The sequence below is a fragment of the Pseudoalteromonas sp. J2K-J599 genome (assembly GCF_059295115.2).
Window position 1 is genome coordinate 478,072 of sequence record NZ_CM200272.1, and the last position, 14,566, is coordinate 492,637.

Consider the following 14,566-nt stretch of genomic DNA (forward strand, 5'->3'; position numbering starts at 1 on the left):
CAGAATAAAAACCGAAGGAGTTTATTATGAGCACACAATTTGAAGCATTTAAAAACAAAGTTGAGCACTGTTTGTGCGCACCGGGCGATGGTGTATACACAGTAAATACTGCAAAAGAGCGCAAAGCCGCACTACGTAATAAACTTTACGGACAAACTGAAAACGTTGATAACTTGTGGCGCGAGTCTTTAAACGAATTACCAAACTCACCACATAAAGCCGTTATGTTAGGTATTAGTTCAGACTGTGGCGGTGGGATATTACGCGGAGCAAACTGGGGGCCACTGTTTGTGCGCTCAGCTTTAATTGATCAGCAACCTCAGTGTCATTCGTTTGATTTAGGTGATGTACGTGTAATCCCACATTTACTTCATGACAAATACCTAAATGATGCAACCATTTCTAATTGCCAAAAAGCCTTATATGGTGATGAAGATAACGATTATTACGTAAGCCCGTTATCAATCACTGAAGATGTGTGCGACAGTTTTTACGCAACGTTTAAAGATAAAGGATTATTTGGTATTGGTGGCGATCACTCAATTAGTTACCCACTTACTAAAGCGTACTTAAAAGCAAAACGTGAGCAAGGTAAGCGCACGGCTATTATTCACTTTGACGCGCATACCGATTTACTTGTGGAGCGCTTAGGTATTGATTTATGTTTTGGCTCGTGGTGTACACATATTTTAGAATTTTTACCGGCGCCGCATCATTTAATACAATTTGGTATACGCTCAAGTGGCAAGCCTAAAGCGCATTGGGAAAATACTTTTGGTGTTAAACAGCACTGGGCACATGAAATCATTGAACGCGGCGCAGCAGCGGTTGCTGCCGACGCTATTGCACAGTTAAAAGCCGATAACGTTGATGAAATATACGTAAGCTTTGATATTGATGCACTTGATGCAGAGTTTGCATCTGCCACAGGTACGCCAGAGCATCACGGTTTAACGCCTCAGCATGCGCTTGATATTCTATCAGCCATTGCGGATGAGTTCCCGATTACGGGTGCAGATATGATGGAGATAGCGCCATTTACCGACAGCTCTTTAGTTGGTCAATCAAGCTCTGAGACGACACTTAGAGAAGGCGCTAAAATTTCAGCCTTTTTAATTAGTGCGATGAACAAGTAAGCTGCAGAAGCTATAAAGGCTAGCACTATCAGCGTATAAGTGTGCATTACATAACTAAAAACTAGCAGTTCACAAAGCCTCAGCTATATTTATTAAATACATATAATGAGTTGGTTGAGGCCTCGCTAGATGAAATTGTTGATCTTTTTATTGTTCATTAGCTGTATTAAAGTTAATGCAGCTGAAATTACAATAGTAACGGAAGTATTTCCGGACTTTCAGTACATTAATGAAGATAACAAACTCGTTGGCCGCTCTGTCGATAAAGTTCATAAAGCGCTAGAAGGTACAGGTATAAATTACACTATGTTGGCGCATAGTTGGGCCATATCCTACAATGCAGCGCTACGCGATAAAAACACCTGTATATTTTCGATTGTTCGATTACCTAATAGAGAAAGTAAGTTTAACTGGGTAGGTGAACTGGAAAGCTTTGACTCTGCCATTTATGGTCTAAAATCCAGAGGTATAAAGTTAAACACTCTCAATGATGCTAAAAAATACAAAATAGCAGTACTGCGTGATAACTTTAGTCATCATTATTTGCTTGAAAGGGGCTTTAGTGAAAGCAAGCATTTATTACTCATCGATAGCCTAGATAAAATAGATAAACTCATAAGCACTCGTCACCATATACTTGATTTTGTTATCCTCAACAAAAAGCAATTTAACTATCGAGTTAAAACAGAGCCTAAGCTTGAGTTACTAGAACCATTACTTGATTTAAATACAACTCAGTCTCCGTTATTTTTTGCCTGTAATATAAATATGGATCCGGCTTTAGTTTCTCAATTAAAAGTCGCCTTTAATAAAATTTAAGTACTTTAAACTCACTGTTTTACCTCTTAAATAATTGAAAATTAATAGTTTAAATATATTTCGTAAATATAAATTGCTGCGTTTAAAAAACCGATTATAATCCAGCTGCTTTTTGTTTAAAAAAGCGCTAACTTATTGGAGCGTTAAATGGGTGATTTAATCGGGATTAGCTTATTGATCTTGATCAGTGCGTTGTTTGCTATGTCAGAAATAGCAATTGCAGCGTCGCGTAAAATAAAACTGCGAGTAATGGCAGATGAAGGAAATATAAAAGCAGCAGCGGTATTAAAACTACAAGAAAATCCAGGGGCTTTTTTTGCCATGATCCAAATTGCACTCAACGCGATTGCGATTTTGGGTGGTATTGTGGGCGAGCAGGCTTTATCGCCTTATGTTGAAAGTGTTTTAGTGCTTTTTTATCAAGGTGCACACTTAGAAAAAATTAGCTTTTTATTCTCATTTTTTACTATTACATCTCTGTTTATCTTGTTCGCCGATTTAATGCCAAAGCGTTTAGCGATGATCATGCCAGAAGCTGTCGCTGTTAGAGTCGTTACAATAATGCGCTGGGTAACCTTTGCCTTAACTCCGCTAGTGATGTTTTTTAATGGGGTAACGAACTTTGTGCTGCGCTTATTTAAAGTGCCTGCTGAGCGAGAAGACAACGTTACAACTGAGGACATTGTTGCCATGATGGAAGCGGGTGCTGCATATGGTAGTTTGCAAAAGCAAGAGTATGAATTAATTGGCAATGTGTTTGACTTAGAAGCGCGGTTTTTATCAAGCGTAATGACGCCACGCGATCAAATTGTCTATTTTGATTTAAACGAATCTAGCCATGATATTGCGACCAAAATTATTGATCACCCTCATAATCACTTTTTAGTAGTGTCAGGAAATTTAGATAAATTGCATGGCTCTGTTGAATCTAAAGATATTTTACGACAAGTACTAAAAGGCGAAGCCGCCAATATAAACGATGAGCTGATTGATAAAGATGTTTTTTACTTACCTGAAACATTAAGCCTATCAGAAGCTTTAAATGCGTTTAAAAGCGCAGCAAAGCCATTTGCTGTTGTCGTAAATGAATACGCGCTTTCGGTAGGTATTGTAACGGTAAAAGATTTAATGAAAGGGTTTATGGGTGATTTAATTACTCATCAAGGTGATGAATTAATTATAGAGCGCGATAAAAATTCATGGCTTGTAGATGGGTTAACTCCAATTACCGATTTAGCAAAGGTACTTGATATAGAAGAATTTCCTGATCAGATGCACTATGAAACTGTCGCTGGATTTTTAATTTACAGTATGAAGCGAATCCCTAAACGTGCAGAGCATTTAACTTTTTCAGGCTTTAAGTTTGAAGTTGTTGATGTAGAGGGCATTAGGGTAGAGCAGTTGTTAGTTTCAAGAGTTATTAATCCACAGAACGACAACCCCCTTTAAAAAAGTAAGATAGTCGTTTATATAACTAGCCAAGCTGTTTTTTGCTTGGCTTTTTTGTGTCTATTTAAAAGTTCTGTGCTTAAAATGAGTGGTTATTTCAATCTGTTTAATTGCTTTATTTTCAAACAGCTTTGATTCTATTTTCATCAAATTAACATTAAATGCTACCTAAGGCGTATATTATATTCAATAGTGTAAGTTTGTGTAAATTTCTCCTTATTAAGATTCATTATCAGCGCATTTTAATTTAGAATGATCGTTCACTCTAAACTAAAAGGTATTTAACATGCAGCGTTCCCGCATCGCTTTATTTGTATTGTCAGCCCTCGTCGGTTCTGTTGCTTTAACTGGTTGTGATCAGGCTGCTGAGCAGTCACAAGCTTCAGCTCCTAAAGCTGTCCCAGTGGGTGTAATTACAGTAAAAAGCCAAGCGCTTACTCTCAAAAAAGAACTTCCTGGTCGCATTAGTGCATTTCAAATTGCTGAAATTCGTCCACAAGTAAGTGGTATTGTGCAATCTCGTTTATTTGTTGAAGGTAATGAGGTTAAACAAGGCCAAGCACTGTATCAAATAGACCCTGCTACATTTGAAGCAGACTTAGCAGCAAGTGAAGCAAGCGTAGCGCGCGCAGAGGCAAGCATTGCCAGCTCTAAATCAAAAGCATCGCGTTATAAAGAGCTTTTAAAAATTAAAGCCGTGAGCCAACAAGATTTTGATGAAGCAGATGCCGCATACAAGCAAGCTAATGCTGAATTATTAACAGCTAAAGCGCAGTTAAAATCAGCGCAAATTAATCTCGATTACAGCCACGTCTCTTCTCCTATTAGTGGTCAAATTAGTAAATCAAGCGTAACAGTGGGTGCACTCGTAAGTGCCAATCAAAGTACAGCACTTGCTACAGTAACTCAGTTAGATCCAATTTATATCGATTTAACACAATCAAGTAATGAGCTTACCCAACTTAAAAAAGCAATATCATCAGGTACTCTAACTGTCGATTCGGCTAGTCAAACTGACGTTGAACTTATTATGGAAGATGGCTCTATTTATCCTCATAAAGGCACATTGCAGTTTTCTGAAGTGACTGTTGATCCAAGTACTGGCTCAGTAACACTGCGTGCTAAATTTTCAAACCCAGAAAAATTATTACTGCCTGGCATGTATGCCCGAGCTTCTATTGTGGAAGGTGTTAAAGCGGGTGCTATTTTAGCTCCGCAACGTGGCGTTAGCCGTAATTCAAAAGGCGAACCAACAGCAATGGTTGTCAGTAAAGACAACACAGTAGAAAGTCGCGTATTGAAAGTAGATAGAACTATTGGTTCTGATTGGCTTGTTACTGATGGCCTAAGTGATGGCGATAAGTTAATAGTTGAAGGTTTACAAAAAATCCGCCCTGGTGCACCTGTGAACCCATCTGAAATTCAATCGTCTGCTAAAGCCGATCAAGCGCAATAACGGAGAGTTTTAATGTCACGATTTTTTATCGATAGACCGATATTTGCTTGGGTACTCGCTATTGTAGTGATGCTTGCAGGTATTTTGGCGATTAGGAGTTTACCTATTTCGCAGTATCCTTCAATTGCACCACCTGCAGTGAGTATTACTGCAACGTACCCTGGTGCATCTGCACGAACACTTGAAGATACGGTAACGCAAGTTATTGAGCAAAAAATGAAAGGGCTTGATGGCTTGCTTTATATGTCATCTACGTCTGAGTCGAGTGGTTCTGCTACGCTTACACTTTCGTTTAGTGCTGAAACTGACCCTGATATTGCACAAGTTCAAGTGCAAAATAAACTAGCTACAGCGACTCCACTATTACCAGAAGCCGTACAAAGGCAAGGTGTGGTAGTTGCAAAATCAGCGCGTAACTTTTTAATGGTTTATGCTTTTGTGTCTAAAGATGGCAGCATGACCAATATTGATATTGGCGATTATGTTTCATCAAACGTGCAAGACATTGTCTCGCGTGTTGAAGGCGTAGGTGAAGTACAACTGTTTGGTTCTCAGTACGCGATGCGTATTTGGTTAGACCCTGCAAAGTTACAAAATTATAAGCTTACACCTGCTGATATTAGTGCATCAATTAGTGCGCAAAATGCACAAGTATCTGCCGGTCAACTTGGCGGTATGCCTGCCGTTGATGGTCAGCAACTTAATGCAACAGTAACGGCGCAAAGCCGATTACAAACGCCAGAGCAATTTAAACAAATATTAGTTAAAACCAATCCAGATGGCTCTTTTGTACGTCTAGAGGACGTTGCTAAAGTAGAGCTTGGCGGTGAAAGCTACCGCGTTGTTGCTCGTTACGATGGGCAACCTGCATCAGGTTTAGGTATTAAATTAGCCAGTGGCGCTAACGCACTTGATACCGCAGAGGGCGTTAAAAAAGCAATTGAAGAGCTAAAACCGTTTTTCCCTGAGGGGTTAGATGCGGTAATACCTTACGATACAACACCGTTCGTATCGTTATCTATCGAAAAAGTTATTCATACATTAATTGAAGCTGTTGTACTTGTTTTTATAGTTATGTATTTGTTCCTACAAAACTTTAGGGCAACGCTTATTCCAACAATTGCCGTACCTGTGGTTTTACTAGGTACATTTGGTATTTTATACACCTTTGGTTATTCAATAAATACGCTAACGATGTTTGCGATGGTACTTGCCATAGGCTTATTGGTAGATGATGCAATTGTTGTTGTAGAAAATGTTGAGCGTTTAATGACCGAGGAAAAACTCTCGGCACTTGAAGCTACACGTAAATCTATGGATGAAATTAAAGGCGCGCTGGTAGGTATTGCCATGGTGCTTTCTGCGGTATTTATTCCAATGGCATTCTTTAGTGGCTCTACCGGTATAATTTATCGTCAGTTTTCTATAACACTCGTATCGGCGATGGGGTTATCTGTTTTAGTGGCTCTTATTTTAACGCCAGCATTGTGTGCAACGCTTTTAAAACCAAGCCATGTACATAACAATGACACGTTGTTTGGCCGGTTTTTTACAGGCTTTAACCGTGGTTTTGATAAAACAAATTCAGGTGCACAAAGCTTTGTAGGGCGCATGCTTACTCACTCTAAACGCTACTTACTTATTTATGGCGTGATTGTGGGCGGTATGGTCTATGTATTCTCAAGCTTGCCAACGGCATTTTTGCCTGACGAAGACCAAGGTATTTTGTTTAACCAAGTGTCATTACCAGCGGGTTCTACAACACAACAAACGCTTGAGGTTGTTAAAAAGGTAGAAAACCACTTTTTAAACGATCAATCTGAAGCAGTAAACGGTATTTTTACCGTGACTGGTTTTAGTTTTGCAGGTTCTGGCCAAAACTCAGCAATTGCCTTTGTAAATCTTAAACATTGGGATGAGCGTCAGCGTGACGAGTTATCTGTTCAAGGTGTTGCAGGTAAAGCGATGGGCTACTTTTCAACGATAAAAGAAGCATTTGTTTTTGCCTTTCCGCCACCTGCAATTGTTGAACTGGGAACCGCTAATGGCTTTAATATTTTCTTACAAGACCGTGTAGGTCTTGGCCATGAGGCACTTTTAGCTGCACGAAATCAGTTATTAGGTTTAGCAAGCCAAAGTCCAATTTTAGCGGGCGTGCGTCCAAATGGACAAGAAGATATGCCAGAGCTACAACTTGATACAGACCTTGCAAAAGCCGAAGCGCTTGGTGTGTCGCAAAACGATATTAACAGTACACTTTCGACAGCATGGGGTAGTAGTTATGTGAATGACTTTATTGACCGTGGTCGAGTGAAAAAAGTGTATATGCAAGGTGATGCACAATCTCGCATGGTGCCTGAGGATCTAAATAAGTGGTATGTACGCAATGATAATGGCGATATGGTGCCGTTTTCAGCGTTTGCTAGTGCCTACTGGACGTATGGTTCGCCGCGTTTAGAGCGTTACAATGGTTTTTCAGCAATGGAAATTCAAGGTAGTGCAGCGCCAGGTTACAGTACAGGCCAAGCAATGGATGAAATGGAGCGTTTAGTTAAACAATTACCAAATGGTATTTCGTCTGAGTGGACCGGTATTTCATTCCAAGAGCGCTCTAGTAGCGGTCAAGCACCTTTATTATATGGCTTATCGCTGTTGTTTGTATTTTTATGTTTAGCCGCGCTTTATGAAAGTTGGTCAGTACCGTTTGCGGTAATGATGATTGTGCCACTGGGTATATTTGGTGCGATTATGGCAGCGCTTGGCGGTGGCTTATCTAACGATATTTACTTGCAGGTAGGTTTGTTGACCACCATTGGTTTAGCATCTAAAAATGCGATACTGATTGTAGAGTTTGCGATTCATAAAATGGAAGAAGGGCTTGGCTTAGTAGATGCGGCTATTGCAGCTGTTCGCCTACGTTTGCGTCCAATACTTATGACTTCGATGGCCTTTATTTGTGGTGTTTTACCACTTGCTATTGCCTCAAGCGCGGGTTCTGGTGCGCAAAATGCGTTAGGTATTTCGATTATTGGCGGCACACTTGCATCATCAATATTAGTTGTTGTTTTTGTTCCGTTATTCTTTGTGTTAGTACGCCGTGTATTTCCTGGCAAAGCTAAAGAGACAACGAAGGAGAGCGCAGAATGAGCATTAAAACATTCAGCCTAAGTGCAATTGCTTTATTGGTGCTAAGTGGTTGCCAATTAGCGCCAGAGCAAAAAGATCTTGCTCTACCAGTATCTGATGCTTATGCATCAGGTACTGGGCAAAGCGCTGCGCAGCAATTAAATTGGCAGCAGTTTTTTAATGACGAAAAACTACAAACGTTAATTAGTCAAAGTCTTGAGCATAACAAAGACATGCAAATTGCAGTGCTTAATGTGCAGCGTGTGCGTGGTTTATATCAAATTGAAGACTCTGCTTTGTATCCATCCCTTGATTTAAATGCATCTGGTACGCGCCAGCGTTTACCGGCTGACTTATCAGGTACTGGCGATGCAGCTATTAGCTCGCAATACAGTGCAACAGTGGGTATTACCTCTTATGAGTTAGATATTTGGGGCAAAGTACGCAATCAATCAGCGCAAGCACTGCAAAACTTATACTCTACAGAGCTTAGCCAATACAGCACGCAGGTGTCTTTAATTTCTGAGTTGGCAAATGCGTGGCTAAATTATGCAACTGATTTGCAACTGCTAGAGCTTGCAAAAGAAACGCTTACCTCTCAGCAAGAGTCATTATCTCTTACGCAAAAAAGCTTTGATTTAGGTGCGACGTCTTCAATTACCCTTGAGCAGCTTAAAAGCACAGTTGCTACGGCAAAAGTAGACATAGCAACGTACAAACGTTTGTTAAAGCGTGATAAAAGTGCCTTAGATTTATTAGTAGGTAAATCTGTTTCAGCTGATTTACTGCCTAATAAAGACCTGACTAACTTGATCAGTATGCCAGAAGTACCCGTTGGTTTACCGTCTGACCTGTTATCACAGCGCCCTGATATTAAAGCCGCTGAGCATTTAATGCTTGCTGCTAATGCCAATATTGGTATTGCTCGTGCAGCGTTTTATCCAAGCATAAGCTTAACTGCCAATGCGGGGTCAGCTTCAAGTGACTTAAGTGGCTTGTTTGATTCAGGCTCGGGTACATGGAGTTTTGTGCCTACAATTAGCTTACCTATTTTTAATATGGGACGTAACCAAGCAAATCTTGATGTAGCAAAAGCAGATCAAGAAATTGCAGTGGCAACGTATCAGCAAAAAATTCAAAATGCGTTTCGCGAAGTTGCCGATGCACTTGCTGATAGAGAAGGTTACCAAGAGCAATTAAGTGCCCTTGATATGCTTATAAGTAGTCGACAAATCACGTTTGATTTATCAAAAATGCGTTACGAAAAAGGCGCAGATAGCTACTTGCAAGTACTTGATGCTCAGCGTACGTGGTACGGCGCGCAGCAGCAGTTAATTGCGGGTCAGCAAGCGTATCTTGCGAGTCAAATTAACTTGTACAAAGCGCTTGGTGGCGGATGGAATGTAGCCAGTGAAACAACTCAGGAAGAGAAATAATATTTGCGGCTTTTAAAGCCGCATTACATATTTATATAGCGAGACTATTTATAGCTCTTGCTTTACTGAGTTTATGACTTGGTAGTGGAGTTGAACATGAAGCCTAAAGCAAAAAGGCAAACAGATCCCGCGATAGCACTTGCTAGGCGTGAGCAAATTTTAACAGCTGCTGCAGAGTGTTTTCGCCGTAAAGGTTACCACGGTGCAGGTATGGCAGAAATATCTAAAACGGCAGGGATGAGTGCAGGCCATATTTATAATTACTTTGAAAGCAAAGAAGCTATTATAGAAAGCATTATTGAAAAAGACATGGAAGAAATGTTCTCTATCTTTCAAAAGTTTGAAGATCACCCTGGTGATGTTTTGGCGGCTCTTTTAGATGGCTTAAATATTGGCGTGCAAAGACACATGGATACAGGCTCATGTGTTATCGATTTAGATATGATGGCAGAAGCGGGTCGTAATATTAAAGTCGCTACTCTTTTGCGTGAAACCGATATTCAAGCAAGAGGGCGCATGAGGCAGCTTTTAACAAGCGAGCGAAGTGCGCTCAAAGACATTGATGAGCGTGAACTTGAAAGCCGAATTAATGTTATTTTTTCGATGATGGCAGGGTTATTACTTAGAAAGTTACTCTACCCTGAGCTAACCGAAGAAACGGTACTCATAGCACTTCGCCCTGCGATGAAAACATTACTGATGCCATTTGATAAAGCGTAGTAACGCTAAAAATAAATAACCAAAAGTAAGCTAGCCAATATTTTGGCTAGCTTTTTTATTTATACTATTTAAAAACGCTCGATTGACCACTGAAGTGCAACAATTGCGATAGCAACGGAGCCCATTGGCATTAACCATTTTTTATACCAAGTGTAGTGTCGTACATAAATGAGTATTGGTAAGGCTATCAGTAGTATACTAAGTTGACCGATTTCGACGCCTAAATTAAACGCCAAAATACTGAGCAGTTGATAGTCGCTCGACAGGCCAAGTTCGCCAAGTACGCTCGCAAATCCCATACCATGTAGTAAACCAAAAGCAAAAGTAAGCCAACCTAAACGAAGTACCAACGGCCACACATTATTTAATGCTGCAAATAAAACAGATATAGCAATTCCAAGCTCTACCCAGCGACTATTTGGTGATACAAGGTTCATAGCGGTGGCGGTAAGCGTAATAGAATGCGCAAGCGTAAACGCGGTTACTATCCATGCTGTGTGTTTAATAATGTGTTTTTTAGAGCTAATACCTTGCCATGCTTTATCGCTGCGTTTTAAAACACAGGTAAGTAACAAAGCGATTAAAAATAAAATATGATCAATACCAATCCAAATATGTAAAACACCTTGGTAAACGTATTGATTAAAGGTACTTAAATAACTTGTTTGTTCAAAGCTGAACGTTTGTTGTGCCTCATTGATATTAAATACACGAGATACACCGTTAATATTTACGATGGATTTATGGTTAGCATCAGTTTTAAAAAAAGCGGAGTAGGAAAGGGTGATTGCTTCATTGTCATCACAGCTAAACTGCAGCGGAATCACTAAATAAGGTTGGTTAAAATGGTTATCTAGCTGATAGATACCTTCACTTTTTAAAGGGCATATTTGCGCGCTTTGCGTGATATTTAAATTTTCTTTAATGAAGTTATTAATTGAGCTGCGTTTTGCTTTTATTTCTGTCCACGAAATTTGGCCGTTTTTATCTAAATCCAGAGGCACTGCGTGCTCTAAGTCGGCAATATTTATTTGCCAAGTACCCGTGTATAGATTTTTGCTGGTGTCGTTATTGTTTTCGCTATTTAAGGTTATATAACTTGTACTTAGTTGATGGGCAAAGCTGTAAGTTGAAAAAATGCACAGCATTAAAGTGAGTATAAATAGATAAGGCGTTTTCATAGTGTATCTCGTTGCATCGCTTTTGCTTGAATAAGTAATTGCTCATCGGTGCTCATTTTAGCCTGCTGCCAATTAATATGAGCCCAGTAAAGTGCTTTTTCGCGATTTGGTTGTACATCAAGGTAATATTTAGCTAAGTCACTTGCATGAAAAGAATCTTTACGAAGCTCTCGTAGCGTAACTCTTTGCGCTATTGTATTTTGCCATTTTTTATCGCGTTTATTCAGTTTTTTTTCTGCGATTGAAAGTCTTAGCAAAATAGCGTCCTCTAAATTACCTTTATCAGGAAGCAGTACGCTTAATGTATTTAATACTTGTTGTGGTTGGTTTAGAGCAATTTGAATATCGGCCCATAAAACAATTAGGCTCACAGGGGCTTGAACTAAATCTACACTTTGTAAGTGAGACAATGCTTGTTTGTAGTTATTTAAACGATAGCTCATTTCACTTAAAACATGGTTTGTAGCTAGGCTAGTTTGATTATTATTTATAATTTTTACTAATGCTTGGTAGCTGTCTAAAACGCTTTCATGTTGGCTTTGAACATCAAGTACACAGGTGCTAGCAGTAATAGTACTTACTTGCCCAATTAAAGCGACGCAGTGTTTTTTTGCTTGTGCAAACTTACCTTGAGTCATAAATATATTGGCTAGCAATAAATGGCTATTACTATGCTGTGGCTCTTTAATCAAAACGTTGTTAGCAATATCAATAGCTTCGTTGAAAAGGTGCTCTTTTTGTAAAACGCGAGCATATAAGTAACCAATTTGAGATGAGGGTGTTTGTTCATATAGCTGGGCTAAACGGGTTTTAAGTAGCCCCTGTAAACGCTCTGTTTGGCCTACATATTGGCTGTTAGTGACTAATGTATTTATCTCCTCAACAGACAGAGAAGCACTAAGCGTTGAATTACTGTTAGCAATAACTGCATCATCTTTTGGGGTAAAAGGCGCAGCGCTTAATGCAAAGGTCGTTAGGCATAAAGTTATAAATGCGACGGACTTAAAAATTGATAAATGCATTATAAATATCCTTTGAAAAAAGCCATCCATGGCCTGTCAGCTTAATTACTTGGTTAGTTACCGTTTGTTGAAATTAATCCATCAACATCGGTATCTGTGTTTGTAAACACCCGACCGTTAACAGTTAACGGCTCTGCATTTGGCGCTTGATTAAATGCATCGGTTGCAAATTGAGCAAAGTCGACTTGTAGTGCGTCAATTGTAATGTTTACTGTTGCAGTTACTTGCGAATTAACGCCATCACTTACACCAAACATAAAACTATCTGAACCTGTCACTTCTTTATTTGGTGTATAGGTAAAGTTACCGTCGCTATTAACGGTAACAGTTCCAAGAGTTGGCTCACTTGTTAACGAATAAGTAAGCGAATCGCCATCATTGTCGGTTGCGCTAAGCATATCGGTAATGCTTACCTCAGTTTGTGTAGTTAGCATTGCATCACTTGCGGTAGGCGCTGTGTTTACAACCGGTGTAGGCTGTTTTTTATCATCATCGCTACTACATGCTCCCAATGTTAATGCACTGAGGAGAACACAAATATGGGTAGTTTTTAAATTACGCATTATTTTACTCCTTATTTAGAGCCAGCAAGTGGTGTTGCAAGGTATGGGAATGTTGAGTCCATCATTGTTGCATCAATAGGTGCGCCGTCTGTAAATGGCACTGTGCCTGTATTAGCATCCTCTGGTGCACAAAGTCCTAAATCAGTGTCTTCACCATTTACAGGAATCGGATGACATAAACGACCCATCACAACACGAAGTGCAATATCAACCACATCATCACCCGGGCGACGACCATTTGGGAAGCCGGCTAAATCATTACCCGCTACACCAAATGCAGATTGATCAGCTTGCGCTGTTGCTGCAATGCCTGTATTTAAACGCAGCATTTCTGAAGGTGTTACAGTTGCTTGCTGATTAACGCCTGCAAAACCTGTTAAAAATGCAGTGATTAAATCAGTACGCGGGAAGTTTGTGGGTGCCAGTGTTTCTAAGTTTGCGCCAAGGGTCGTATTAACAGCATCTTTAAACAAAATGTTTAATAACTCTGGTAGTGCTGGGTGAGATACATAATCTAAAAATTGTGCATCATCTTTAGGGTGAGCAGTGGAGAATGTGTCCTTGTCTTTAATGCCAATTACAAGCTCGTTTACAAGCGGGCTACCCAAGCGTGAAACTTGTGTTAAAGCACCACCATTAACACCATTATTAGCAAATTTAGCATTAGGATTTAATACGCGAGCTTGAGGTAGGCTTGCTGTTGTCCACGAACCTATTACGCCATTACCTTCACCAACAATACAGCTTTTAGGTATTTCGATAGCGATTGATGTTACGTTTTTATCTGCAAGGTCGTCGTTATCAGCTGATTGTGTTATGCCACCAGGAAAACCACCGCCGTCACCAGCACCTGGGGCGCTATCACCCTCTACAGGTACATAGTTTACTAAATCAAATGTTTTACCTAGGTTAACTACAAATGGGTCTTTACGTTGCCCTACAAAAACTTGTGCCATACTTTCACAGTTAGGAATTGAAACCTGATACACAAATTGGTCAGCATAAGTTTGATAATCGCTCATTGAACCAAATGTTTTATTACCCACATAATCAAGCGGTTTAGAAAATGTGCTGGAGCTTGATGCAGTGTTATTTAATACCGTTGTTTCGCCAGTACGCTGCGCGCCGCTTATCATGCTTACTGTGTATGATTCGCTAAAATTTGCAGCGCTGTTATCTCCGGCAGATACACCGCCTACATTTTTAAGCGGTACAGACACGGTGCGTTGATTACCTTCAGGTCCAACAGTTAATTGCACACCTTGGTTATCATTAGGAAGCATGCTTTTAAAGTTAAACGCAAATGTAATATCTTCAACAGCATCGCCGTCGTTATCTATATGAATGCTGTAGGTAGCATCTGGGTCCATTGCAAAGTAATTAGGACCGCCGTAGGCATCTTGCAGCGGGATGTAATTAGCAATTAATGTGACGTAATCATCACGACCTTGCTCGTAACTATTAAATACATAAAAATCGGTAGAATCTAAAGTCGGGAAACGGCTTATATTTGGCGCTTCTCTGTGGCTAGATGCTTCACTTGGTGCACTTACAAACGTACTACATATTACTACTGCGAGTATTGATGGAGTTAAAGCTTTCATGACTTTGTCCTTTAGTTTTGATTGAAGTCATAGCTAATAACGGGGCGAGATTTA

The 14,566-nt window shown here is 39.9% G+C and carries 11 protein-coding genes; 7 read left to right on the top strand and 4 right to left on the bottom strand.

All coding sequences use genetic code 11. From position 1 onward, the window contains the following. The first annotated feature begins 26 nt into the window (after positions 1-26). The 7 genes from AC5NT5_RS18960 to AC5NT5_RS18990 all read left to right on the top strand — a co-directional run bounded on the left by AC5NT5_RS18960 (position 27) and on the right by AC5NT5_RS18990 (position 10,142). Entirely contained in the window at positions 27-1,136 is a 1,110-nt protein-coding gene (locus AC5NT5_RS18960; protein WP_024605708.1) for an arginase family protein, read from the top strand. A 129-nt stretch (positions 1,137-1,265) separates the two neighbouring features. Continuing rightward, entirely contained in the window at positions 1,266-1,955 is a 690-nt protein-coding gene (locus tag AC5NT5_RS18965) for a transporter substrate-binding domain-containing protein (RefSeq protein ID WP_182671119.1), read from the top strand. A gap of 147 nt (positions 1,956-2,102) precedes the next feature. After that, positions 2,103-3,404 (top strand): polyamine export protein PaeA, encoded by a 1,302-nt coding sequence (gene paeA, locus AC5NT5_RS18970; RefSeq protein WP_002959027.1) that lies wholly within the window; start codon positions 2,103-2,105, stop codon positions 3,402-3,404. Positions 3,405-3,690: 286 nt separating this feature from the next. Beyond that, positions 3,691-4,860 (top strand): efflux RND transporter periplasmic adaptor subunit, encoded by a 1,170-nt coding sequence (locus AC5NT5_RS18975; protein WP_182671120.1) that lies wholly within the window; start codon positions 3,691-3,693, stop codon positions 4,858-4,860. A gap of 12 nt (positions 4,861-4,872) precedes the next feature. Further along, complete coding sequence (locus tag AC5NT5_RS18980) at positions 4,873-8,007, top strand: efflux RND transporter permease subunit (protein WP_494513799.1); 3,135 nt, start codon at positions 4,873-4,875, stop codon at positions 8,005-8,007. Further along, entirely contained in the window at positions 8,004-9,422 is a 1,419-nt protein-coding gene (locus tag AC5NT5_RS18985) for an efflux transporter outer membrane subunit (protein ID WP_002959030.1), read from the top strand. The genes AC5NT5_RS18980 and AC5NT5_RS18985 overlap by 4 nt, the downstream gene beginning before the upstream one ends. Positions 9,423-9,518: 96 nt before the next feature. Further along, on the top strand, positions 9,519-10,142 hold the full coding sequence (locus AC5NT5_RS18990) for a TetR/AcrR family transcriptional regulator (RefSeq protein WP_182673616.1): 624 nt from the start codon (positions 9,519-9,521) through the stop codon (positions 10,140-10,142). A 68-nt stretch (positions 10,143-10,210) separates the two neighbouring features. Here AC5NT5_RS18990 and AC5NT5_RS18995 read toward each other — a convergent pair whose 3' ends face one another. From AC5NT5_RS18995 to AC5NT5_RS19010, 4 genes are read right to left on the bottom strand one after another with little or no spacing between them, the layout of a single operon-like run. Beyond that, the gene (locus AC5NT5_RS18995; protein WP_182673615.1) at positions 10,211-11,323 is read right to left on the bottom strand and encodes a HupE/UreJ family protein; all 1,113 of its coding nucleotides are present in this window, start codon (positions 11,321-11,323) and stop codon (positions 10,211-10,213) included. Continuing rightward, entirely contained in the window at positions 11,320-12,345 is a 1,026-nt protein-coding gene (locus AC5NT5_RS19000) for a hypothetical protein (protein ID WP_182673614.1), read from the bottom strand. Before AC5NT5_RS19000 ends, AC5NT5_RS18995 begins: the two co-directional genes overlap by 4 nt. Before the next feature lie 53 nt (positions 12,346-12,398). Further along, the gene (locus AC5NT5_RS19005) at positions 12,399-12,908 is read right to left on the bottom strand and encodes a cadherin-like domain-containing protein (protein WP_149603607.1); all 510 of its coding nucleotides are present in this window, start codon (positions 12,906-12,908) and stop codon (positions 12,399-12,401) included. Positions 12,909-12,919: 11 nt separating this feature from the next. Continuing rightward, positions 12,920-14,512: a DUF4331 domain-containing protein gene (locus tag AC5NT5_RS19010; protein ID WP_182673612.1), complete on the bottom strand. Its 1,593-nt coding sequence runs from the start codon at positions 14,510-14,512 to the stop codon at positions 12,920-12,922. Positions 14,513-14,566 lie beyond the last annotated feature (54 nt).